The organism is Arthrobacter sp. CMU6 (assembly GCF_059090205.1).
This window is the reverse complement of record NZ_JBNHFL010000010.1, coordinates 1-23,952: the sequence shown is the minus strand read 5'-3', so window position 1 is coordinate 23,952 and position 23,952 is coordinate 1. Positions and strand designations below refer to the sequence as shown.

The window sequence follows — 23,952 nt, the reverse complement described above, 5'->3', positions numbered from 1 at the left end:
CGGTCCAAAGTCCATCCGGACAACAAGGGAGCTGCGGATGCGTATCGGTTTAATTGCGGGGCCTTGGTATCCGATTCCCCCTGCCGGTTACGGAGGTATCGAACTGGTGGTCGACGCCCTCGCCAGGGGCTTCACCAGGGCTGGCCATGAGGTGCTGCTTGCCGCTGCAGCGGAAAGCACCTGCCCGGTGCCACAGCTCCCCGGGATGCGCATCTCCGACCCCGACCTCGTTGGCAACACGTCCTCTGAGCTGAGCCACGTCATCGACGCCTACGCCGGAATGGCGGGCATGGTGGACCTGGTGCACGACCATACGGTCGCCGGGCCGCTCTACCGGGGCCGTCCCGAGGGGCTGCCTGTGGTGACCACAATGCACAGTGACCTGACTCCGGAGTTCACCGCCGTCTATGGTGCGGCATCCCGCGACACCACCCTGATTGCCATCTCCAAAAGCCAGGTCAGCAGCGTGCTGGCGGATCGGGTCGCAGCCATCATCCCCCACGGCATGGAGGTGGCCGCTGTTCCGGTGGGGCGCGGGCAGGGAGGCTATGCCTGTTTCCTGGGCCGGATGTGCCCCGACAAAGGCGTGGTCGAGGCCATCAAAGTTGCCCAGCTGGCCGGAGTTCCGCTCCGGATCGCCGCGAAGATGCGGGAACCGGCTGAACTGCAGTACTACCGCGATGTTGTGGAGCCTCTGCAGGGTCCGGACGTGGAGTTCCTGGGCGAGGTGGGCGGCGCGGAGAAGTATCAACTGCTCGGCGAAGCCGTCGCCCTGCTTAATCCGATCCAGTGGATGGAGCCGTTCGGGCTGGTGATGATCGAGGCGATGGCTACCGGCACACCAGTCGTGGCCACACCGATGGGGTCAGCGCCGGAGATCGTTGACGACGGCGTCGGCGGCTACCTGGCCTCGTCGCTGGAGGACCTGGCCCGGCTCCTGGCCCGGGCTGGGAACCTGGACCGCCGGATAGTTCGCGCCCAGGCAGAAGACCGCTTCAGCACCGAGCGTATGGTTGATGCCCATCTGGCCCTCTACTCACGCCTGACCGGTGTGCCTTCGGCACTTTAATGGCTCACGCGCGGTAGTCACTTCCGGGTGTTGGTCCGTGCGGTCGCCGTCGCGGCCCAGGGGTCCTCGGGCCAGGGGTGCCGGGGATAGCGGCCCCGCATCTCTGCCCGGACCTGCGCGTAGGGGCCGGACCAGAAGGAGGCAAGGTCGTCGGTGACGGCCAGCGGCCGCCGGGCCGGTGACAGCAGATGGAACTGCACAGCCACCCGTCCCCCGGCGAGCAGCGGGGTCCGGTCCCAGCCAAAGCATTCCTGGAGCTTGACGGCCACCACCGGCCTGCCGCCGTCGTCCGCGGCCGCGGGATAGTCAATCCGGATGCGGGAGCCGCTGGGCACCGCCAGGAACTCCGGGGCGAGTTCGCCCAGCCGGGCGGCGTCGGGCCATGGCAACAGCCGCCGCAGCGGGTCCGCCAGGTCAATGCTGGAGGTCGCGGCACCGCCGGCCAGCGCCTCCAGCTCCGGACCAAGCCAGTCGTCGAGCCGGGACAGCAAAGCATGCTCGGACATGTCCGGCCAGGGATCGCCCAGCTCCCGGTGCAGCAGGGCGAGCCGGCGGCGCAGCCCATCTGCCGCCGTGGACCAGCCGATGGCTCCCAGCCCCTGCTCCGCCAAGGCCCGGGCGACGGCGGCGCGGCCGTCACCTGCCGACGCCCGCACCGGCGTGGAGGAGAGGGATATGGCGCCAAGGCGCCGCTCCCTGCGGGCCGTCACGCGGCCTTGGCTGAATGTTGCCACCACCGCGTCGAGCAGCAGGTGGGCCGCGGCGGCCTCGGCCGTGTCCGCCGTCAGCGGCGCGGCAGAGCGGATCAGCGCGCCGGTCCCGGCGGCGTCCCGACCGTCCGACCGCGCAACCTCGGCCACGGCCAGCCACTCGTATCCGGCAAGCGGGCTGCCGGCGGGAAGGCCGGCCCGCGTGCCGGAGGTCAGCAGGTAGCGCTCCGGCCCGTCCCCGGGGACACGGCGGGCCACCCGGTCCGGGAACGCCAGGGCGACGACCAGGCCGATCTGCTCGGCGGTTACCGCCGGCACAGTGACGGAGGGAAGGCCGACGCCGGGCCCTGCCTGGCGTGCCAGGGTGTCCAGCCGCCGCGCCTCATCGGCCCACCGCCGGGATGCCGGATTGTTGCCGGACCGGAGGGCGGACACCAGCCGGGGCAGGTCGGCTCCCGTGGCGCGCTGGTCCCCGGCGACGGTGGCAACCACCTCAGCCGCCAGCCCGTTATTTGCAGCTCCGGTACCTGGAGCCCCGGAATCAGCAGGCCTGGAACCAGTGAGACCGGCACGACCGCCGCCCAGCAGCGCTGATCCCACCAGGAGGGCGCGTCCCAGGCGGGGGTCGGCGGGGATGCGCGCGAGTGCTTTGCCCAGTTCCGTTGCGAGGCCGTCCTCGCCTACCGCGCCAAGTTCGCGGAGCACTTCGACAGCGTCACCCATGGCCGCCGGCGGCGGGGCGTCAGGAAGGGCCAGCCCGCGGCCGCCGGGCGAGCCCCAGCACGCGAGGATCAGGGCTGCGCCCGTCAGGTCGGATACGGCGATCTCGGGCGTCTGGTGCGCAGGCGCTGCGCCGAGGGTCTTCTGGTCATAGCAGCGGACCACCTTCCCTGGCCCTTGCCGCGCCGCTCGTCCGGCGCGCTGTTCCGCTGAGGCCTGGGAACAGGAGACGGTGACCAGCCCGGTCATGCCGCGGCCGGCGTCGCGGCGCGGTTCGCGGGAGAGCCCGGCGTCGACCACCAGCCGGACACCCGGCACCGTGAGCGACGATTCGGCAAGCCCTGTGGACACGATGATCCGGGCCGGATCCCCGGGCTTGCGGCCGGACACGGCGCGGTCCTGGGCGGCGGGGCTGACCTGGCCGTGCAACTCCAGGATTTCGACGCCTGGACCCACCCGGGTGCGCAGCCTGCCGGCCACGTGGGACACCTCCCAGGCGCCGGGCAGGAAGACGAGGGCGTCGGTGCCGGGCTCGGCGGTAAGGGCTTGGGCATATGACGCCGCGGCGGTATCCGCGACGTGATCGAGGAAGGGGCGCGTCACGCCGCGTCCGTCCAGCCGCGCCACCGGCGCTGGGGCCCACACCGTCTCCAACGGGTGGAGAGCGGATGGGCAGTCGACGACGGGAGCCCGCCCGCCGCCGCCGTCGCTGGCTTGTTCCGGGCCGGAGTCCGCACCGAGCAGCGCCGCGAACCGCGGCGCGTCCAGGGTGGCGGACATGGCGATGAGTATGAGGTCGCCGCGCAGCTGGCGTACCTCGGCCAGCAGGCCCAGCAGCAGATCGGTTTCCAGGCCGCGTTCGTGCACCTCATCGAGGATGACGGCGGCGGTGCCCTCCAGGCCTGGATCGGCCAGCAGGCGGCGAAGCAGGATGCCCGGCGTCACAAACTCGATGAGGGTGGCCGGACCGGTCTGCCGTTCCCCTCGGACGGTGTAGCCCACTCTGTCCCCCAGCTTCGTCCCGTCCAGGGCAGCGAGGCGCCTCGCGGCCGACCGGGCGGCCACCCGGCGTGGCTGGGTCACCACGATGCGCCGCCGCTCATCCGCAGTGGCGGCCTGTGCCAGGTTGGCAACCAGCGGCGGCACCAGCGTTGTCTTGCCCGTGCCGGGTGGGGCCTGGACCACCGCTGCTCCGCCGGCGCCCTGCGTTGCCAGCATCCGGGCCAGCTCGCCGAGGGACTCCGCAAAGACCAGACCGGAACCGATGGCCCGCAGGTCGAACGGGATGGAACGGCCCGGGGCATCTTTTGGGGTGCCGTGTAGTGCGTCGGGCGGGAGGGGTGCAGAAGTCACCACTCCATTGTGCCCGCCGGCAGGATTCTGCTTGACCCTGGTGGCTTCCTGCGCTTTGGCAGGCGCCTTCCTACGCTGCCCTGAAAGATGCCCAGTCTGGCCATGGATCCACCGGCAAGGGCGCGTCCAGTCTCGGTCGGGAGGGCCCCGGGCCCGTCGACGCAGTCGAAGCCATCGGGTTCGTCTGGCTCCTCCGGTGGCGCGGGCCTATGGTGCGGCTCTGGCGGGATCGGTGGATCCTGCAAGTCGTGGCCAGGCAGCCGTTCGGGGCCGGGTGGCTCCGACCAGTCCTGGTCAGCTTGCACGTCGAACCGGTCCGACGGTTCTGGCCAGGTTGGTGGTTCCCAGTCCTGCTGTTCGCTGGGGTACGACCGGCCGACGGTGAGATCCAGCCGGGTGGCGTATCCCCGGTGGCGCCGATTGGTTCCCAGGCCGTTTGGTGTTTGACCGGTGGTGTTTGGGGCAGGGCTGGCCGAGGTTGCTGATCCCGGTGGTCCCGCCATGGGCCCAGGCCAGGATGTGGTGGCGTCGTTGTGCAGGGAATGGTTGTTGCAGGCCGGGAAGGTGCACTGCAAGTCCCGGAGCCGCATCCACTGTCGCATCGGCTTGGTGAGCCGGTAGCTGGTGCGTCCGATCTCCAGCGGAGCCCCGTCCCGCGCGTCCGTGAGGGCCCGCAGGAATGACGTAGCCCCGTCGGCGACGAGCCGGCGGGCCATCGACGGCGAGATCGGCCCGTACCCGTCCAGTGTGGCTGGTTCCCCGGTCAGGCCGAGCAGCGAGAACACCGGAACCGTGACCAGCACCTGCTGCGCCGCCGGGGACGGGCTTCCTTCCGCCACCCCGCCCAACAACCACCCTGACACGACGTCCACGCGCAACTGGGTCAGTGTCCGGGACTCGATCGGTCCCTGCAGGGCACGGGCGGCGGTGGTGGCGCGGTCCCAGATCCCGGCAGCCTGGTCCGCGGGCAGGTACGCCGACAGCCAGGCCATGCCGTCCCGGTCCGGCACATACTCCAGTCGGCGGTCCTTCACACTGTTCCGGTGCCGGGCCTCGATGCTGACCGGATGGTGCCGCTCCCGCCAGTACCGCGCCTTGGCCGGAACCTGCCCGGCACCAGTTCCCCGGCAAAGCAGCCCCGCGCAAACCCCGGAGTGTCCGTATCCAGGAAATGGGCCTCGAGGGCCGCCGCGACGGCGGGCTCCAGGTTGGCCGTTTCGTCACACAAGATCCGCGCGTGCTGAAACGAAATCCTCCCCGACCCCAGAGCTGCCAGCGTCATCGGCCGCCCGGTGGTCAGGGTTTGGGCCTCGCACAGCATGGCACCGGCACTGCGTTCGCTAACAGTCAGGGCTCCTGCGACCTCAGCCGTCACGGACATCTGCCGGACGGCTTGCTCCTGCCCGGACGCGCCGGGTGCCGCCATCGCCGCGTCGGCAGTAGCGTATCCGGTAACAAGATGAACCTTCACGGCCGCGAGCCGGGCTTCCAGCCCGGCCACCGCCGTCAGGCCGCCCAGGAACTTATCCGCCTGCTCCCCAAGAGGGTCCACGTGATCCGGCAGCGGATCAGCACCCGCCGGGCCCGGATCAGCCGCCCTGCGGAGGTCAGCAGCCAGCGCCGCGGCAGCGGCGCCAATAGCCTCCAGCACCTCCGCAGCAGCCGCACCGTTTTCCATACCCACAGCATGACAGGGGGCACGGACAAAAACGCCCGGGCGCTGTCGCCCATCTGGCGCGGGTGCTCGGCTCCGAACTGGACCTTGCTCAGGCTCGTGGCGCCGAGGACAACCCAGTTGTTGGAGAACACCCGGGCGCCGTCGAGCCAGACCTCGATGGACGACTTGTGCGGCCGGAGAAGACCGTTTTATTGCTTTGGAAAAACCTTGGAAAGTCGGCAAGGCGCATAATGGCATGATCCAGAGGCAGGAATTCCGACGGCGGCCAGGGACAGGGAGGTCCGGATGCTGAGGCTTCCGCGCATCACAGTTGAAGTTCCGGTGCTCGCGATCGGCAGCAAACCCGCGGACTATGAACAGCTCGCTGCGTACGCGGACGGGCTGCGCAGGCCGCAGGTGCTGCACATGACCCTGCTCCACATCGGCATCCTGGAGGATTTCGCAGCCGACGTTGCCGACTGGACCAAGGGCGTCACGGACCCCGCCGCGGCCGCCGTCAAGACCGCCGACTGGCTGCGGGCGTTGCCCGTGCTGGAGGGCTTTTCCGGAACTGCGGAGCGGCTGGTCCTGCTGGGCGGCGGCAGGGTGTCCGGACTTGAGGTGGAGGTACCCCAGGACGTGCGCGACTTTCAGGTCTCGCTGGTCCAGGCCCTCCATGAGCTGCTGGATGATCTGCAGGTGGACAATCCCGATGACTTCATCCTCGGTTCCCGCGCCCTGGGCTACAAGTATCCGCGGTGGCGGCCCCACGTTGCTGTGGGCAAGCCGAAGTTGCAGGGCCGCTCAGGGGAAGGCCGTCCACGGGAGCATGCCGGTTCCTGGGAAATCCGTCCGCTCACGGTGGAGTTCGGACCGTCGCAGATCAGGAACCGGCAGTTGCTGCCGGAACCCGGCCACGGCCTTCCCTAGCGGCCCGGCTTTCCGTGGCCGCTGGCAGTCCCAAGTACGACGGCGGATCTCACCTCGCAGGTTTGACCACCATGGCGGAGCCGCCACCGCGCCTGGCCGGCTCGGCCGCGGCGACCATGCGTCCGCCTGACTTGAACTCGATGGCGGTGGCCGCGCCAATCTCCGCTGCCGAAGTGAACGCGTCACCGGACGGGGTGAACACGTGGCCGAACGGCTTCAGCTGGTTTTCGTATGCGGTGATGAACCCGGGCTCGGCCGTGACCTTGGCCGAGTTCCGCTGCGCCGCCCGAGGAGCGGCGATGGCATCGGAAATGTTCATTCCCAGGTCCACCCTGTTCATGATCGTCTGCAGGACGGTGGTGATGATCGTCGAACCGCCGGGCGAGCCGAGGGCCAGGAACGGGTCGCCGTCCTCGAGGATGATGGTCGGGGACATCGAGGACCGCGGCCGCTTGCCGGGCTCAATCCGGTTCGGGTCCTTCGGGTCGTAGACGGTGGAGAAGTCGGTCAGCTCGTTGTTCAGCAGGAATCCGCGGCCGGGAACCACAATGCCCGATCCGCCGGTCTGCTCGATAGTGAGGGTGTACTCGACGACGTTGCCCCACTTGTCCGCGACCGTCAGGTTGGTGGTGGAGATGTTCTCGGTGTCCTTCTCGCTGGCGGGGGCCGCGGCGGCGGCCGGGCACGCGCCGTCATAGTTGGCCACGTCACCCGGCGCCACCGGCTTCACGGCTGCCACCTTCGGGTCGATCCCGCACGAGCGTTCCTTGCCGAACAGGGAATCCGTCAGGGCCTTGGTGGGAACGTCGACGAACGCGGGGTCACCGACGTACTTGCCGCGGTCCGCAAAGGCGAGCGCACTGGCTTCGAGGTAATGGTGCAGCGCGCTGGGCGTGGACATGCCGGAGAGGTCGAACGGCTCAAGGATGTTCAGCGCCTCTCCCACCGTGGTGCCGCCACTGCTCGAGGGCGCCATGCCGTAGACGTCCAGGCCACGGTATTCCACATGGGTGGGCGACTGGTTCAATGCGCGGTACTTGGCGAGGTCGGCTGTGGTCAGGTGGCCGGCCGGGACGGGCAGCTTGGTGGCCTTGGTTTTCGGCGGAGCCTGGACAGTTGCCGCTATCTCCTTGGCGAGCGGGCCGTGGTAGAAGCCGCGGGTTCCCTTGTCCGCGAGGAGCCGGTAGGTGGCCGCGAGGTCCGGGTTCCTGAAAATGCTGCCGACAGCGGGCGCGTCACCGCCGGGGAGGAAAAGCTTGCTGGTGGAGGTGAAGGCCTCGAAGCGGAGTTTGTTGTCGAGGGTCTGCTGGCGGAAGGTGTCGTCCACCACGAAGCCGCGGTCCGCGACCTTGATGGCGGGCTCGAGGACGTCGTCCAGGTCCTTGGTTCCCCACCGGTCGAGCGCGCGCTCCCAGGTGGCGGGGGTGCCTGGCACGCCCACCGACACGCCACTGGTGACAAGTTCAGGGGTGAAGTTGTAGGGCTTGCCGGTCTTCGGATCGATGAAGGCATCGTGCGGCATGGCGGCCGGCGCTGTCTCACGGCCGTCGATGGTGCTCACATGCCCGCTGTGTGCGCTGTAGAAGAGGAAATACCCGCCTCCGCCCACTCCGGCGCTGTACGGCTCGGTCACACCGAGGGTGGCGGCGGCTGCGACGGCGGCATCCGCGGCATTGCCTCCCCTGCGGAGGATGTCGATGGCCGCGGCGGACGCTTCCGGGTCCACGGTGCTCACGGCGCCGCCGTACCCGGTGGCCGTGGCGGTCTTTCCGGTCTCCCGCTGATCAGCAAAAGCGGGGGTGGTGACGGACCCCGCCGTCACGCTCAGCGCCAGGGCCGTGGTGACGGCTGCTACTCGGCTTCTCAGGTATGGCATGCTCGCTCCCGGGTCAGGTGTAATGCGGGTTGACGGTACTGTCACGCTACTCCGCCGGGGAAGGACACTCAACGGCCGTGTGCTTCATCAGCAGCGGCGCGCTGGCGGCGGCTGGCGTACAGGAACGGCACCGCGGCCAGTTGGATCACGCCGCTGAACGCCAGCGACGCCGGGTAGCCGTAAACATCGGCGGCGCGCCCGAGTAGCGGCTGCACCACCACGCCGCCGCTCGAACCCGTGAGGGAAGCGAAACTGAGCACCGTGGCCCGCTGCCTGGAGTCGATCATGTCGTTGAGGTAGGCCTGCCCCACCGGTGTCCCCACCTCGGCCACCAGCGCCCACACAGCCAGCAGCACCAGGGCCACCCAGAACTCACGGGTGAACCCGAGCGCCACCAGGATCACTGCACTCACGGCGCCGCTGAGGATCAGCACCGTGGTGCGTTTGCGGAACAGGCGCCGGAAGCGCGGCGCCAGCCATCCGCCGAGCACCTCGGCCCCTGCCACGATGGCTGCCGCCAGGCCCGCGATGGCGTAAGCACCGCGGTCGCCGAACAGCTCAAGCAGGAATGGCTGCAGGGCGTAGAAGACATAGATTCCGACGCCGGCGGTAAAGGGCGCGGACAGCATCACGTAGCGCACTGGCGGGTTCTTCAGGCCGTTCTCGATGGAGGCAGACAGGACGGCGCGTGTCGCCTGAAGAGGACGCGCCGAGCGTTCGGGGGTGAAACCGACGTCGTGCATGAGCCACAGGGCCACCACGAACATGGCCAGCAGCACGCCCACGCGCAGCAGGAACGGAACACCGAGGTCGGTGGCCTGGGCGATGACGCCGCCCGCGACAGAGCCGATGAGCATGGCAGTGCCGGACACCATCTGGCCGCGCCCGAGCACCGACTCCAGTGCACCGTCGTAACCGGAGAAGTGCAGTGCGTCCACGAGCCAGGCCTCCACCGCCCCGGAGAAGAAGGTGAAGCCCAGTCCGAGCAGCACTGATACGACTGCCCACGCCCAGAACGGCGCGGAAAGCTGCCAGAGCAGGTAGTAGAGGAGCGTCGTGACGGACAGCGTTGCAGTGCCGAGCAGGAAGGAAACGCGGCGCCCCCAGCCGTCGGCCACCACGCCGGTGGGAACTTCGAACAGCACCATGCCGGCGGTGAAGAAGGCGTTGGCGGCGAAGGCTTCAAGGTTGCTGAGCCCGGCGTCGAGGAGGAAGAGCGTGTTGATGCCCCAGATGAACGAGGCCGCAAGGGTATTGCCCAGCGTCAGCGTCAGGTAGATGCGCTGCACCTTGCGGGCCGCCGGGTTCATTGCCTCGCTGTCCGTCCCGGCGCGAAGTTGGGGCACGAGTCCCATTCTCGTCGTCTTCACCGGTGGCCGCCAGAGACCCTTTTATCAGGAGGCGTTGGAGCGTAGCGTCATGCCCAACGGAATAGGCGGCGAACTGCAGTACGGCTCCGGTTTCACAGCGCCGCCTCCCCCTGAGCCGTCAAAGGAGGCGGGCATGGCTGCTGGCTGGAACGCTGATACGGCCGCCGGTCCTGTGGGGTCGGGCACGGTCACCCTGGTGGAAGGCTCGTCCTTCTGCATCTCGTCAGCGAACGGGGACATCCATCCGGAGCACCCGCATGGAGTTTTCCATGAGGACACCCGCATCCTGTCCCGCTGGAACCTGTCCGTGAACGGCATGCCCCTGGAGTCGCTGACGGCCGAGACCAAGGAGCCGTACCGGGCACTGTTCATTGGCCGGGTCCCCCGCTCTGACGGGTACGCGGACAGCCCTCTGATCGTGGAGCGCCTGCGGGAGGTCGGTGCAGGCATCCGCGAGGAGATCACCATCCGTAACTATTCCTCGCAGGAGACCGAGTGCATCGTTTCCCTCAGCGTGGAGTCGGACTTCGCGGACCTTTTTGAGGTGAAGGAGGCCCGCGTCCAGCGGCGATGGGAAGAATCCCGCCGGCCCGAGGGCGAATCGCTGGTGATCAGGGCAGGCTGGCAGGACCTCGTCAAGAGCGTCGTCGTCCACGCGGCAGGCGCCGAGGTTACCGCCGATTCCCTTACATTCCGGACGGTGGTCCCGGCGCGCGGTGCATGGAGCTCGAAGGTCAGCGTGGCACCTGCCGCCAACGGCGGCGGGGTCCCGCCGTCGTGGTTGGTCCGCCCGGCGGCCGGTGAGCTTTCCCCGAGCGACCGCCGCCGGCAGGAATGGGTTGCAAAGATTCCCAGACTGCACATGAGCAACCGCTTCATCGAGCGCACCCTGCGGCGCAGCTATGACGACCTAGGCGCGCTGCGCATCGAGGACCCCGCCCATCCGGAACGGATCGTGGTGGCTGCGGGTGCCCCGTGGTTCATGACGCTGTTCGGCCGGGACTCGCTGTGGGCCTCGGAAATGGCACTGCCCGTGGATCCGTCCCTGGCCTTGGGCACCCTGCAGACGCTCGCCGACCGGCAGGGCAAATTGGTGGATCCGATGAGCGAGGAGGAACCGGGGAAGATCCTCCACGAGGTCCGGCTCGGTGTCTCCAGCGGCCTGGCGCTGGGCGGAAAATCCGCCTATTACGGCAGCGTCGATGCCACGCCGCAGTTCGTGATGGCGCTCGGTTCGGTGAGCCGCTGGGGTTTCGCCCGCGACACGATCGCCGCCCTGCTCCCCCATGCCGACCGTGCGCTGGACTGGGTCCGGAAATACGGCGACAAGGACGGCGACGGGTTCGTCGAGTATGAGCGCCTCAACGATCAGGGGCTGATCAACCAGGGCTGGAAGGATTCGTGGGACGGCATCAACTTCGCTGACGGGACCCTCGCAGAGCCGCCTATTGCGCTGTGCGAAGTCCAGGCGCTGGTCTACTCCGCGTTCCTGTCCCGGGCCTGGATGGCGTACGACGCCGGCGACGCACCGTTGGCTGCCCAGCTCACAGAAGAGGCGGCGCAGCTGAAGAAGAAATTCAACGAGCAGTTCTGGCTGCCTGACCGCGGCTATTACGCCGTCGCCCTGGACCGGGACAAGCGGCCCGTTGACGCGTGCGCGTCCAACATGGGGCAGTGCCTGTGGCACGGCATCATCGATGAGGACAAGGTGCCCCAGGTGGCTGAGCGGCTGATGTCCCCCGAGATGTTCAGCGGCTGGGGCGTCCGGACGCTGGGCACCGATATGGGCGCCTACAATCCGGCCAGCTACCACAACGGGTCCGTCTGGCCGCACGACAACGCCATCATCGCGGTGGGGCTGCTGCGCTACGGCTTCGTGGAGGAGGCGCAGCGGATCGCCACGGCGCTGCTGGAGGCTGCCGACTACACCGACGGGCGCCTGCCGGAACTTTTCTGCGGCTTCAGCCGGGACCAGGTCACCGAGCCGGTCCCCTATCCGACGGCGTGCTCCCCCCAGGCGTGGGCGGCCACCACGCCGATCATGCTCATGACCAGCCTGATGCGGTACGACGCGCATGTGTCCCGCGGCGGCATGTGGCTGGACCCTGTACTGCCGGCATCCTACGGCGATCTGCACATCACCAACGCCCCCATGGGCGGCGGCCGGATCACCATCGACATCACGGGTTCGGAACCATCCGTCCAGGGCCTGCCGGAGGGACTGACCTTCCACCGCGAACACCGGCCGTGGCTGACAGAGCTTATGGCTGAAGCCGGGCTGGGAAAGTAAGGCGGTCTAGGGTCGGCCGTCCAGCGCCTGCAGGAGCCGCCGGACCGAACCGCCGAGGTTCCATTCGGTGGCGAGCCGCTCGAGTTCTTCCCGCGCTCCGCCCGTGACGGCGTGCAGTTCCGCGCCTGCTTCTTCCAGGCTCGGCAGCTCGAGATTGCGCACCACATTGACGACGGCGGGAGCGACCTTGAGATAGTCAGCTGCCGCAGCGAGCCTGGACCGGACCGAGGAGGACACCCCGCCGTCGGGATCCGCCGCCGCCGAGAGCAGCCCCTCAAGCGTGCCATGTTCCAGGAGCAGGGCCGCCGCCGTCTTCTCGCCGATGCCGGCGACGCCCGGCAGCCCGTCCGAGGCATCGCCGCGGAGGGTGGCGTAGTCTGCGTACTGCCCGGGCAGCACGCGGTACTTTCCGACCACGACGGCGTCGGTCATAACTTCAAGGTTCTTCATCCCCCGTGCGGTGTATATCACCCGAACCTGCCGGGCGTCGTCGACCACCTGGAAAAGGTCCCGGTCCCCCGTCACCACGTCGACGGGAAGGTCGGCGTGGCTGGCGTAGGTGCCCACAACGTCGTCGGCTTCATGCTCCGGAACACCCACGACGGCGATGCCCGCCAGGTCCAGCACGTGGCGGATCAAGGGGATCTGCGCCTCCAGCGCGTCCGGCACCACCTCCACGTCGGCCGCATCGGCCACCACTTCCGCGACGCGGTGGGCTTTGTAGGTCGGAATGAGGTCGACCCGCCACTGCGGACGCCAGTCGTCGTCCCAGCATGCCACCAGGTGTGTGGCGCCGTAGTCGGTGGTGAGCCACGCGATCATGTCGAGCAGTCCGCGGACGGCGTTCACCGGTGTGCCGTCGGCCCGCCGGATGGTGTCGGGCAGACCGTAGAAGGCGCGGAAGTACAGTGAGGCGGTGTCGAGCAGCATCAGGCGGTTGACCATGACTGATCCTGACATGGATTCGCCGGCGCTGCCCGTGACACGGGCCGGAAGTGGGAGGATGGGCGCATGGAACTGCACATCACCGGCGACGATGCCGCCGACAAACTGCTAAGCAATGACGCCTTTGCGCTGCTAACCGGCATGCTGCTTGACCAGCAGGTGACCATGGAGTCGGCGTTCGCCGGACCCGAAAAGATCCGCACGCGCATCGGGTCCATCAGTCCTGCGGCCGTTGCCGAACATGACCCGGCAGGCTTCGTTGAGGTCTTCAAGGAACGCCCTGCAGTCCACCGCTTCCCAGGCTCCATGGCCGGCCGCGTCCAGGCGCTCGCCGAGGCCGTGCAGAGCGAGTGGGGCGGCGACGCAACTGCCATCTGGACCCGGGATGAGCCCGACGGCAAGGAAGTGCTCCGCCGGCTGAAGGCACTGCCGGGATTCGGCGAACAGAAGGCGAAGATCTTCCTGGCGCTGCTCGGCAAGCAGTGCGGGCTCAAGGCGGCCGGCTGGCGTGAGGCCGCCGGCCATTACGGCGAAGAGGGTTCATACCTCTCCGTCGCGGACATCGTCGATCCCGAGTCGCTGACGAAGGTGCGCGCCAGCAAGCAGGCCGCAAAGGCCGCCGCCAAGGCAGCGAAGGCGCCGGCCGCCGGGTAATCAGTTACGATCGGGTAATTTATTACGACGGCGGCCGGTCGCCCTGGCCGTGCTGCTCAGTACTCGCCCTTGATCACGAAGTAGGAGCCCCGGATCTCACCGGCCAGCTTCGACTTTTGGCGCGCGAACTTGAAGCTGGACGCGAGTTCCTCTGGAACCTCCATGCCTTCTGAGAGCTTGAAGCCCACTGCGCGCTTCGTTCCGGCTTCGATGCCGTACATCACGTTGACGGACAGGCCGGATTCGTAGAACACGTAAGCCATCCGGAAACCGTCCACCTCGAAGGACGTAACCTCGAGCGGACGGGCTGAGATGACGATGTTGCGTTCGTCGGCGAGGATACGGTTCACCCAGTCGAGCGTTTCCGGCGCCTCGCTTGCGGGCAGGACGGTGAATGCGTGGCCGTACTTGTTCTGGTAATAGCGCGCCTCGTTGGCACGCAGTCCCGCCAGCGGTTCCGCCACTGGGGACGATTCCACACCAATGGTGGACACGTTCTGGAAGTCTACGGTGTATGGCATGGGCCCTCCTGGTAGTCGTTCATCGCACTCTTCACCATATGTCCGGCGGCGCGGCCTGGCTTCTCGATTCCTGATCGATCAGACGGTTGCCTTTCCTGGCTGGCGCCGGGCCAGGAGCGGGTGAAAAGCTGGGGGCCGGTTCATTATGGCGCCAGCTAGTACCGCCAGCGGAGGGCGGCGATCACAGCCTCCCGGTCGAGCTTGGCGAACCGCTCTGCCTCGCCCCGCCGCACCGCCACGTATGCGTCGAGCAACTCATCGCCCAGCGCTGCGTGGAGGAAACTGCTGCCGTCCAGATCGTCCAGGGCCGTGAACATGTCAGGCGCAAACGCCCGGATGTCCCGGCGCGCCCTCTCGTCGTCGCTCAGTGTACCGGGGTCCACCGTGACCTCGGCGGGCAGTGCCAGCTGGCCCCTGAAGCCGTCGAGTGCTGCTGCAAGGATTGCAGCCACGGCAAGGTACTGGTTGGCGGAGCCGTCGCAGCATTTCACCTCCACGTTCGATTGCCCGTCCTCATAACCCTTCAGGCCCGGCACGAAGCGGACGGCTGCCTCGCGGTTGCCCGTGCCCCAGCAAATAAAACTGCCCGCCCACTGTGCCGGCTGCAGCCGGGCCAGGCTCAGGGCGCTGCCTCCCAGCAACGCTGAGCTTTCGGCCAGTTTCCCGAGAACGCCGGCGATCATGCTCTCCCCTGCCGGGCGCATCTGAGTGGCGGCGGCAGCGTCGTAGAAAACGTTGCCGTCCCCGTTTCTCGCGGAGAAATGGATGTGGCATCCGTTGGTCGCAGTGTTGGCATCGGCTATTGGCGAGTAGGAAACGTGCAACCCGTGGTGCCGGGAAACCCGGGCGACAATGAACCGGGTAAGCAGGTAATCATCCACGGCCTGGACCGGGCTCCTCGGCGCCAGTGCGATCTCCATCTGGCCCCTGCCATATTCGGGGTGAATCTGTTCAACCGGAACGCCTGCCTCCACAAGCGCTGTAAGCACGTCCAGATGCCACGCTTCGAGCTGCAGGAAGGCGGCAGCGCCATAGCCCGGACCATCATGCGCCAGAACAGGCGCGTCCTGAGTACCGCTGAACACCGTGAACTCCAGCTCGATGCCCACCGAAACCTCCAGCCCGGCTGTTCCCCATTCGGCGGCAACACGTTTGAGTGCCGTGCGCTGGCAGGCTGGATATGGAGCACCGTGCATATCCACCAGGTCGGCCGGCGCCCAGGCGAGTCCACTTGCCTTGTCGATGAGGGCAACGGCTGAGCGGTCCGGCATTCCGCGAAGGTCACCGACGATGGCATCGATACCGGATGACCGGGTGACGTGGTCGTCCGACGCCAACAGGACTCCGACGCTTACTGAGACACCACAGCCATTGTGGAAGGCATCCTCTACCCTGGGTCCCGGCAGAACTTTGACCCTTGAAACGCCGGCGTTGTCGAGGCTGGAGACGACAAGGGCCCTGACGTACTGCAGGTCCATGTCTGCCTTCGGATTTGAAGTCACCGCTTTCCCCTTCGTTGTTTAGATGGCCGGCAGTCGGGCTTTAGGCGTCCAATTTGTAGGCGCGCCTGGCGTTTTTGGAGGCAACCATCGTGGCAATTCTCTCGGCGTCGTCCGGCGTTGCCCAGCCCGAGCCAACCCATTCGTCCATCAGGTCTGCGAAAGCAGTTCGCCAGTTGGCCGCGCTGACGGCGTAGTGCTCGCCAAGTCCGTACGAATCCGATGAGTAGAGGATCTTGCTGAATGGGGCAATTTCCATCGCCTGGCGGACGGCTGTACCGGAACTTGGTCCCAGATAATGCGAAACCAGGCCCACATCCATGAAGACGTGCGGGAAGATCTGGGCGAGGATTCCTGCTTCCCTGACGAAGGGGTAGCAGTGCAGCAGCATGAAATTGACGCCCAGTGATCTGGTGGCGTGGAAGAGTGGATTGAGCCGGGACGGATCAGCCCGGAAAAGTTCAATGTCGCCGTCGCCGTATCCCGTGTGGAGCTGAATGGGTAAGCCTGTGTCGATTCCCGCCCAAAGCCCCAACCTCAGCAGGACAGGGTCCGTGATCCTGAAAGTCCCCGTCTTCTCGGCTGCACGGAACCATTCGTCAGCCGCTCCGAGCGCTTCACGCTCGGTTGGGCGTTCTGCGGGGATGTCGAAGCCATGACGGTAGGCGATGATGGATTTCAGCCCCACGGCCTCACGGCTTTTGGCTGCCAGCGTCTCCGGGAGCTTTGAAACGAAGCCGGCGGCGGTGGACTCGGAAGCAAGGTTCTCTGCCACTCTCTCGATGCGGACGATTTCCCGGCTGCGGGCATCAGCACACACCGCCATGGCGGCGGGGTCCAGAAGCCGCGTATCCGGTATGCCCGTGTCAAGAAGGTAGTGGGATGTTCCGGTGCTGCGGAGTAGCAGCCTGTTCGCTTCAGCGGCGCCAATGTTCCTGCGCTGCGCGATGTATTCATCAATTGGCGCAAGCGGCTCCAGTCCGAGGATGGGGGCACAAAGACGCCGTACCGCCAGCCCGAACGGCGAATCAAGGCTGTCAGTGCCTGCCGGTCCCGGCCAGTCGGATTCTGTGGCCAGGCCCCTGAACTCGTCGTCGCTCAGTTCGTTGCCAGCCACACCATGGCAGTGGTGATCGATAAGGGGCAGGTCAATCCTGCGGCTGCTGGTGTCAGTCATATCCCCGCCAACGGTTTGTGTTCGGCCACCTTTAGATTGAGTATGGGTCTGACGCCGCCGGAGCGCCATGCGGCGCCGGTGCCGTTTAGAGCTGACGTACGACGGCGGCCGGTCGCCCGCCGGGTCGCCGGATGCCCAATTTCAGGAAGGCCGCTGGTTTCAGGAAGGTCGCTAAGCCGGTTGGTACGTCGCCATCAGCACTCCGGAGGCGGTGGGCGAGCAGTCGATCAACTTCAGCCGGCGCGCCTCGTCATCCGGCCCGAACAAGCGGCGGCCCGAGCCGAGCACCAGCGGATGAATCATCAGGAACAGTTCGTCGATCAGGCCGTGCGGTAGCAGGGACCGGATGAGCTGGCCGCTGCCCATGATCACGAGGTTGCCCCCGGGCTGTTCGCGCAATGCAGCCACTGCAGCGGGGACGTCCCCGCTGAGGAGACTGGAGTTCGGCCAGGGCAGGTCAGCGTCGGGGCTGGACGAGGCGACGTACTTCCTTGTTTTGTTAAGGCCGTCCTTGAACGGACCACCGGCCCGGTTCCAGTAAGTGAGCATGTCGTCGTAGCTGCGGCGGCCGAACAGCCAGGCGAAGTCCTGCCCCATCCGCTCGCCCATGGCGGAGAACATTGCCGGGTCATTGGCCTCATGTGCCCAGCCGCCGTGCAGGAAGCCGTCACGGGTGTCTTCGTCAGGGCGGCCCGGGCCCTGCAGGACACCGTCAAGGCTGACGTGATTGATGACCAGAACGCGCATGCGGGACTCCGTCCGATATTAGGTGGCGTTGACCGCCGGGGTGTCCACATGTCCGCCCAAGGCAGCCCACAGATAGCGGATCGCAGCCTCGACGCCTTCCGGATTGGCGCCCGCCAGTAGCTGCAGGACCAGGCCGTCCAACGCGGCGAAGGCGGCCCGGGCGGCACCCTCCTGCCCGCCGAAGCCGATCCGTTCCAGGCCGCCGGCCAGCGCTGCGATATAGCTTTCGTAGAGGCGTTGCACCGGCGCTGCCAGTTCGGGGCGGCGCCGCGATTCAAGGATCATTTCGTACTGGAAGATCTGGATGTCGGGGTTGCCTTCGATCAGCGAGAGGATGCTTCGGCAGAACTTCTCCTCGGTGGCAGGCAGCGCTTCCAGCTGTGACAGCCCGATTGACTGCTGCACGGACCATTCGAGTGCTGCCCCGATGAGCGCATCCCGTTTGCCGAAATGATGGACAACCAATGTGTTGTTGACGCCGGCGTGCTCGGCGACAGCACGGAATGTCAGGCCCCGCAGTCCCTTGCGCGCCACTACGTGCACCGTTGCGGCCAGCAAGGCTTCCCGCCCCGTGCCGTAGCTGCCCTGTTTCTGCCCGCTCATGTCACCGAGTCTAGCTGCTGGAAATTGGGTGTTGACTTCAAACCTCAGCAAATGCTTAGCTGTCACTCGCAGCTAAGCAACTGCTGAGTTGTCCCAACTCCAAGGAGAAACCTATGTCCACGTCCACGAACGCCGTCGAATTCACGTTCCACGATGCTTTTGATCCGCAGAAGTACGAGCCCTTCCTCCTCGGCCAGGTCCAGTGGGTCCGCCGGCCCGGGGACGGCGACCGCCCGGCCCTGTCCGCCGGCTTTTGGCACGTCACCACCGAAGAGGCCCCGGAACCGTTCGACCTGCTGATCGAGGCTGACGAGACCATCCACATCATCGAAGGCCACCTGCATATCGAGGTCGAAGGCGGACAAAGCTTCGACCTGACGCCGGGTTCGGCTGCTTCGTTCAACAAGGGTGCGCAGACCCGATGGACCGTCATTGAAGACACCACCGAGTTCTTCGTCTACTCCTGACCAGCAGCAAGAAGATCTGAAACAGAAGGCTCACCGTGACCGATACCATCAACAACACGCAGCAGACCGACGTCGTCATCATCGGCGCAGGCTTCGCCGGCCTCACGGCCGCCCGTGAACTGCGCCAGGCCGGCCTGTCCGTCATCGTCCTCGAAGCACGGGACCGGATCGGCGGCCGCACCTGGCTGGACGACCGGCTTGGCCGTCCACTGGAAATGGGCGGCACCTGGGTCCACTGGACCCAGCCCTACGTCTGGGCGGAAATGAAGCGCTACGGGCTCGGCACCGTCCAGAGCCCCGTCCCCGAAGCTGCCTACTGGTGGGCAGGCGGCGCCCGGCACGAGGGCACCCCGGAGCAGCTGCTGAACGAAATCGATGCGCCCAACCGGAAACTCGTGGAGCCGTCCCGCGAATACTTCCCCCAGCCTTTCACCCCCTTCACGAGCACAGATATCAAAGGCATCGATCACATTTCCCTGCCGCAGAGAATCGCGGAACTGGAGATCACGGACTACTCCCGCGGCATCCTCGAGTCCTTCTGGGCGCTGAATTTCAACGGCCCGATCGATGACGCCGCCTTCAGCCAGGCCCTGCGGTGGGTTGCACTGACCAACGGCGACTGGATGGTCAACTTCGAGGCGTGCGCCACCTATAAGATCCAGGGCGGCACTGGCAAACTGATCCACGGCATCGCCGCCGGGACAGACGTCCGTCTCGGGAAGACCGTGTCGACGGTCAGCTACACCGGCGGCAACCCCGCCGTCATCACCAGAGACGGCGAGGAATTCCAGGCGGAGCAGGTGATCTGCACGCTGCCGCTCGGCGCCTTGGGCGCCATCGCGTTCGAACCTCCGCTGCCCGCGGCCGCCCAGAAGGGCGCCTCCGCGGGCCAGGTCTCACGTGGAATCAAAGTCTGGATCACCGTAAAGGGCGAGGTGAAACCGTTCGTGGCGCTGGGTTCGGCAGAATGGCCGCTGAACTTCGTCCAGGCCGAATACGACCAGGACGGATATACCATCCTCGTTGCCTTCGGGCCCGACTCCGCCCGCCTTGACGCCACGGACGTCCGGCAGGTCCAGGCCGCTCTTGACCTGCTGGCACCGGGCCTTGAAGTCCTGGATGTTGCCAGCCACGACTGGACCGGCGACCCGTTGTCCGGGGAGACCTGGCCAATGCACCGGCCGGGCTTCCTGACGGAGTCCCTGGCTAGCTTCCTAAAGCCGCACGGCCGGCTCCTGTTCGCAGGTTCTGACTATGCCAACGGCTGGGGCGGCTTCATCGACGGCGCCATCGAAAGCGGGCTGGAGGCAGCCCGGTCCATTGTGAACCAGCGCAGCACCTGATCCGCCTGCCCGCGGAGGGCCCTGGGTGACAGACTGTGCCGGCAGGTCTCCAGGCGCTACTTCCCGGCCTGGGAGAGGCCAGCGGCGTTCGCGTCGCCGGCCGTGCCCGTGCGTTCGAGGAGCTTGCCAACCTGTACGACGGCGGACCTTATCTTGGCTGGATTTCCAAAGGTGAGGAACTGGAGCATCAACCCGTCGAGTGCAGCGAATACTGCCCTGGACAGTTCATCGTCCGTATCGAGGGAACGCCCGCGGAGGGCCGTTTCGACAGTTGAGATGTAGTTGTCATACAGGCGGTCCAACAGGGCCTTAAGCGCCGGCTTCCGCCGCGCTTCGAGAAGCATCTCGAACTGAAAAAGCTGCAGTTCCGGCTCGGCGGACACCGAGGCCAGGAGGGCGTCGGCGAACGTCTCGTCGAAATCCGCCACGCGGGCAAGGCCGGTTTCGTCAATCGACCGCTGCACGGCCCATTCAAGGGTGGCGGCCAGCAGCCCCTCGATGGAGCCGAAATGATGCGTGATCAGCGTATGGTTCACGCCTGCCCGGCCAGCAACAGAACGGTAGGTCACGCCCCGCAGGCCCTTCTCGGCAACAACGTCAATGACCGCCGCCAGCAGGGCGTCGCGGCCGTCCCCGTAGGGCAATCGCTGGGAATCCAGGGTCATAAGCCGATTCTAGCCCCGGCAGCCCGTCCGTCCGGGACCCTTGACACGTAAAACTAAACACTTGTAGAGTTTCATTTAGTGATCCGGTTCACACCGCTAATCACAGTCGCTTCCGCCGGAAGACGCGCACGAGGGGGTGCGCCTTCAGCCGGTAACCACACGTACTCACATCGCATGACCCATGAGTCCATGCCCTGGCGAAAGAGCCACACCATGAATCAACAAACCGGACAGCTGCCCGCCTTTCAGGGCACCCCGGCCACCACCTCCGCCCGCCTGCGGCCGAATAAGCTGGGGGTAGTCGCGGTGGCCTTCTTTGCCATCGCTGCCGCCGCACCCATGGCGGCCGTTGTGGGCGCCAGCCCCGTCCTGTTCGCGGCCAGCGGCCCCGGAACCCCCGTGATCTACGTCATCGCGGCCCTTCTCGTGGCCCTGTTTTCCGTTGGGTATCTGCGGATGAGCCACAGCATCACCAACGCGGGAGGATTTGTCGCCTATATCGCCAAAGGGTTGGGGACCAAGTGGGCCACCGGCGGCGCAGGGATCGCGATCCTGACATACGTAAGCCTTCAGGTAGGGCTATGGTCCCAGTTCGGCGTCTTCGCGCAGCAGCTCGTCGAGAGCCTGACCGGCCCAGGGCTCCCGCCGTACTTCTGGATCGTCGTCGTGTTATCCCTGGTCACCGCCCTCACCATGAAAGGTGTGGATGCGAGCCTGAAAGTTCTCGGCGTTCTGATCCTGGGCGAGACCCTCGTCGTTGCCGCCCTTGTTGTCTCGCTGATCGCCCAAAAGGGTTTCGGGATCTTCACCTTCGAGGGGTTCACCGGCGCCCAACATTGTGGGCCCCGGGCTCGGCATCTCACTGCTCTTCGCTTTTGCCTGCTTCACAAGCTTTGAAGCGACAGTCGTCTTCGCTGAGGAAGCCGTGAACCCCCGCAGGACGATTCCCCGCGCCGCCTACCTCGTCATCGCCTTCGTTGGCTTCTTCTACATGATCTCAACCTGGGCCATCAGCGGAGCAATCGGCATCGGCCGAATCCAGTCCGAAGCCGCGGACAACCCCGCCGGCATGATCTTCGATCTCGCCCAGAGCAGTGCTGGCCCCTGGCTGAGTCTCGCCATGCAAATCCTCGTTGTCACCAGCTTCATCGCCATGATGCTCGGGTTGGCCAACATGTTCGCCCGGTACCTCTTCGCCCTGGGCCGCGCCGGGGCCTTGCCCGCTAAGCTGGCGTCAGTCTCCAGGACCGGCGCCCCAACGTTCGCAGGCCTGGTCAACGGCGTCGTCGTCCTGGCAATTATCAGCGCCTTCCTGTTTGCAGGGGCCGACCCCATCACCACCGTCTTCGCGTGGTTCGTCGCCCTCGGAACCGCCGGCTTCATCAGCATCCTGCTCCTGACATCGGCAGCGATCGTCGTCCACTTTGCCAGAACGAAGACGCGCGACAACCTGTGGGTGACTGTGATCGCACCCGTCCTGTCCTTCGTTTCATTCATCATCATCGGCTACCTGACCCTGGACAACTACGATGCCCTGCTCGGCGGCGCCGGCGGCGTTGCCCGTTGGCTCCTCCTCGGCATCCCGCTGGTCCTCGTTGCAGGAATAGTCCGGGGAACCCGGAAACCGTCAATCGACTACGCCGCCGAAATTGTCTGACGCCACGCGCCCCTCAGAAACCACCTCCCTCAGCAAGAACAAGCCTCAACCCAAAGGACAACCATGACCGCGATTGATATCCAGGACTACGTTCCCCAAAGCGAGTGGCCCTCCGTGTCCACCATGCTCGACGGATTCGGGGACCAGACCCTGCCCGCCTCCGCAGCCCTGACGGGCACGTCGTTGGTCCTCCCCCTGGACGATGGACATACCACCACCTACACCTTCCAAGACTCGCATTCCCTGACATGGGCCGCCGCGGATAGCGGTGCTCACCAGGGTGCTGCCAGGTACAAAGCGATCGAAGCGCGCCCCGGCATATTCATCATCGACCTCGTCAAAGGCGAAGACCGCCACGCTGAAAATGTAACCATCGTCCTCGACAGGAACACTGGCGCCGTCACAACCGCCATCAGCTCTTTAGCCGTCGAAGGTGGCAAGACACGCAGCACCACCAGGTTCAGCCACGGAAACGTGGAAGGTGCGGCGGCACTTCATTCCCGCTCCGGCGGACTGGTCGGCAAGCGCATCTATTACCGCTACAGCGACGTCGAAACCTACGAACACATCTACCTCAACGCCGGCACCTTCACCTGGCACTGCCTCCGCGGCGGCGAGGCCGGACTCGCAGACACAGACCGCTGCCTCACCTTCGATGTTGGCCAGGACCTCTACCTGTTTTTCTGGACCGAGAAGGTGATGACCGTTGAGGCGGTCCTCCTCATAGACCTGCGCGAGCAACGCTCCATCGGGCGGATGTTCGGCTGGGATGAACCCGCCGCCGAACCTGTGATCCTGCCTTTCAACTCCCGCCTCACCATCCTGAACACCACCGAATACCCGCAGGACCACCACAAGCACTAACCGGACACAGCCACTCCACGAGGAAGACCAATGGAAACTTACGATTCACTGCTTGCGAGCATTACCGCCACGCCCGGCCAGGACAGCCGGACCATTTTCGATCCCGCTACCGGCGGTGTGGTGGGCGAGGCGCCGGTCCACACCGTTGCGGACCTCGAGCGCGGCGGTAGCCGCCGCCCGGGCCGCCCAGCCAGGGTGGGCCGCGCTGGGCCACGACGCCCGGTCCGCCGCGCTGCTCAAGGCCGCTGACGCCGTCGAACGCGCCGCCGAGGAACTCGCCCACCTGCTCTCCCGCGAGCAGGGCAAACCCCTCAACGGCCCCAACGCCCGCTTCGAAGTCAGCGCCTGCGCCGCCTGGCTCCGCGCCACCGCCACCACCGAACTCACCCCCGAAGTGATCGTGGACGACGGCGAAACCTACGCCGAACTCCACTACAAGCCCATCGGGGTCGTCGGCGCCATCGGCCCCTGGAACTGGCCCATGATGATCACCATCTGGCAGATCGCCCCCGCCCTGCGCATGGGCAACACCGCCGTCGTCAAACCCTCCAAAATGACCCCGCTCTCCGTCCTGGCCCTGATCAAGGTCCTCAACGAAGAACTCCCCGACGACGTCCTCACCGCCATCGCCGGCGACCGCGAAGTCGGCGCCCGCCTCGCCGAACACCCCGCCATCGGCAAAATCATGTTCACCGGCTCCACCGCCGCCGGCAAAGCCATCATCAAATCCTCCGCCGGCACCATCAAACGCCTCACCCTCGAACTCGGCGGCAACGACGCCGGCATCGTCCTGCCCGACGCCGACCCCAAAACCATCGCCCAGGACCTCTTCTGG

Annotated in this window: 19 protein-coding genes and 2 pseudogenes; 10 read left to right on the top strand and 11 right to left on the bottom strand. The window is 66.5% G+C overall.

Translation table 11 applies throughout. The features are described 5' to 3' along the window. The first annotated feature begins 37 nt into the window (after positions 1–37). On the top strand, positions 38–1,069 hold the full coding sequence (locus AC5RWD_RS08900) for a glycosyltransferase family 4 protein (protein ID WP_494019667.1): 1,032 nt from the start codon (positions 38–40) through the stop codon (positions 1,067–1,069). A 17-nt stretch (positions 1,070–1,086) separates the two neighbouring features. Here the strand turns inward: AC5RWD_RS08900 and hrpB are convergent, their stop codons facing one another. Together hrpB and AC5RWD_RS08890 are read right to left on the bottom strand one after the other, a co-directional pair. Further along, entirely contained in the window at positions 1,087–3,786 is a 2,700-nt protein-coding gene (hrpB, locus tag AC5RWD_RS08895; protein ID WP_494019760.1) for an ATP-dependent helicase HrpB, read from the bottom strand. Positions 3,787–3,922: 136 nt separating this feature from the next. Beyond that, a pseudogene (locus AC5RWD_RS08890) lies at positions 3,923–5,530 on the bottom strand (HNH endonuclease signature motif containing protein). 285 nt (positions 5,531–5,815) lie between these two features. On the opposite strand from AC5RWD_RS08890, the gene AC5RWD_RS08885 reads away from it, so the two are divergent. Beyond that, positions 5,816–6,439: a hypothetical protein gene (locus tag AC5RWD_RS08885; RefSeq protein WP_494019666.1), complete on the top strand. Its 624-nt coding sequence runs from the start codon at positions 5,816–5,818 to the stop codon at positions 6,437–6,439. 49 nt (positions 6,440–6,488) lie between these two features. Here the strand turns inward: AC5RWD_RS08885 and ggt are convergent, their stop codons facing one another. Together ggt and AC5RWD_RS08875 are read right to left on the bottom strand one after the other, a co-directional pair. Continuing rightward, on the bottom strand, positions 6,489–8,315 hold the full coding sequence (ggt, locus tag AC5RWD_RS08880; protein WP_494019665.1) for a gamma-glutamyltransferase: 1,827 nt from the start codon (positions 8,313–8,315) through the stop codon (positions 6,489–6,491). Positions 8,316–8,383: 68 nt separating this feature from the next. Beyond that, a complete protein-coding gene (locus tag AC5RWD_RS08875; protein WP_494019759.1) occupies positions 8,384–9,625 on the bottom strand; it encodes an MFS transporter in 1,242 nt (413 codons plus the stop codon). A 193-nt stretch (positions 9,626–9,818) separates the two neighbouring features. On the opposite strand from AC5RWD_RS08875, the gene AC5RWD_RS08870 reads away from it, so the two are divergent. Beyond that, positions 9,819–11,975: an amylo-alpha-1,6-glucosidase gene (locus AC5RWD_RS08870; protein ID WP_494019664.1), complete on the top strand. Its 2,157-nt coding sequence runs from the start codon at positions 9,819–9,821 to the stop codon at positions 11,973–11,975. Between the two features lie 6 nt (positions 11,976–11,981). Here the strand turns inward: AC5RWD_RS08870 and AC5RWD_RS08865 are convergent, their stop codons facing one another. Then, a complete protein-coding gene (locus tag AC5RWD_RS08865; protein WP_494019663.1) occupies positions 11,982–12,920 on the bottom strand; it encodes a 5'-3' exonuclease in 939 nt (312 codons plus the stop codon). Positions 12,921–12,986: 66 nt separating this feature from the next. Between AC5RWD_RS08865 and AC5RWD_RS08860 the strand changes: the two genes are divergently transcribed. Continuing rightward, entirely contained in the window at positions 12,987–13,574 is a 588-nt protein-coding gene (locus tag AC5RWD_RS08860) for an HhH-GPD-type base excision DNA repair protein (RefSeq protein WP_494019662.1), read from the top strand. 56 nt (positions 13,575–13,630) lie between these two features. Here AC5RWD_RS08860 and AC5RWD_RS08855 read toward each other — a convergent pair whose 3' ends face one another. The 5 genes from AC5RWD_RS08855 to AC5RWD_RS08835 form a co-directional block, all read right to left on the bottom strand. Beyond that, a complete protein-coding gene (locus AC5RWD_RS08855) occupies positions 13,631–14,095 on the bottom strand; it encodes a DUF8821 family protein (RefSeq protein WP_494019661.1) in 465 nt (154 codons plus the stop codon). 155 nt (positions 14,096–14,250) lie between these two features. Next, complete coding sequence (locus AC5RWD_RS08850) at positions 14,251–15,597, bottom strand: type I glutamate--ammonia ligase (protein WP_494019660.1); 1,347 nt, start codon at positions 15,595–15,597, stop codon at positions 14,251–14,253. A gap of 40 nt (positions 15,598–15,637) precedes the next feature. Then, positions 15,638–16,771, bottom strand: a complete 1,134-nt coding sequence (locus AC5RWD_RS08845) for an amidohydrolase family protein (protein WP_494019659.1) — start codon at positions 16,769–16,771, stop codon at positions 15,638–15,640. A gap of 171 nt (positions 16,772–16,942) precedes the next feature. After that, positions 16,943–17,518 carry a dihydrofolate reductase family protein gene (locus tag AC5RWD_RS08840; RefSeq protein WP_494019658.1) on the bottom strand — a complete coding sequence of 192 codons (576 nt, stop codon included), beginning with the start codon at positions 17,516–17,518 and terminating at the stop codon, positions 16,943–16,945. Between the two features lie 18 nt (positions 17,519–17,536). Next, positions 17,537–18,121 (bottom strand): TetR/AcrR family transcriptional regulator, encoded by a 585-nt coding sequence (locus AC5RWD_RS08835; protein ID WP_494019657.1) that lies wholly within the window; start codon positions 18,119–18,121, stop codon positions 17,537–17,539. Between the two features lie 113 nt (positions 18,122–18,234). Between AC5RWD_RS08835 and AC5RWD_RS08830 the strand changes: the two genes are divergently transcribed. Both AC5RWD_RS08830 and AC5RWD_RS08825 read left to right on the top strand, forming a co-directional pair. Further along, positions 18,235–18,588 carry a cupin domain-containing protein gene (locus AC5RWD_RS08830; protein WP_494019656.1) on the top strand — a complete coding sequence of 118 codons (354 nt, stop codon included), beginning with the start codon at positions 18,235–18,237 and terminating at the stop codon, positions 18,586–18,588. A gap of 35 nt (positions 18,589–18,623) precedes the next feature. Then, positions 18,624–19,931: a flavin monoamine oxidase family protein gene (locus AC5RWD_RS08825; RefSeq protein WP_494019655.1), complete on the top strand. Its 1,308-nt coding sequence runs from the start codon at positions 18,624–18,626 to the stop codon at positions 19,929–19,931. Positions 19,932–19,987: 56 nt separating this feature from the next. Here AC5RWD_RS08825 and AC5RWD_RS08820 read toward each other — a convergent pair whose 3' ends face one another. Beyond that, positions 19,988–20,596, bottom strand: a complete 609-nt coding sequence (locus tag AC5RWD_RS08820) for a TetR/AcrR family transcriptional regulator (RefSeq protein WP_494019654.1) — start codon at positions 20,594–20,596, stop codon at positions 19,988–19,990. 213 nt (positions 20,597–20,809) lie between these two features. Between AC5RWD_RS08820 and AC5RWD_RS08815 the strand changes: the two genes are divergently transcribed. The 4 genes and pseudogenes from AC5RWD_RS08815 to AC5RWD_RS08800 form a co-directional block, all read left to right on the top strand. After that, positions 20,810–21,493 carry a hypothetical protein gene (locus tag AC5RWD_RS08815; RefSeq protein WP_494019653.1) on the top strand — a complete coding sequence of 228 codons (684 nt, stop codon included), beginning with the start codon at positions 20,810–20,812 and terminating at the stop codon, positions 21,491–21,493. Further along, a complete protein-coding gene (locus tag AC5RWD_RS08810) occupies positions 21,435–22,253 on the top strand; it encodes an APC family permease (protein WP_494019652.1) in 819 nt (272 codons plus the stop codon). The genes AC5RWD_RS08815 and AC5RWD_RS08810 overlap by 59 nt, the downstream gene beginning before the upstream one ends. Before the next feature lie 63 nt (positions 22,254–22,316). Then, positions 22,317–23,117: a MoaF C-terminal domain-containing protein gene (locus AC5RWD_RS08805; protein ID WP_494019651.1), complete on the top strand. Its 801-nt coding sequence runs from the start codon at positions 22,317–22,319 to the stop codon at positions 23,115–23,117. 30 nt (positions 23,118–23,147) lie between these two features. After that, positions 23,148–23,952: pseudogene (locus AC5RWD_RS08800) on the top strand (aldehyde dehydrogenase family protein); the annotation flags it as partial.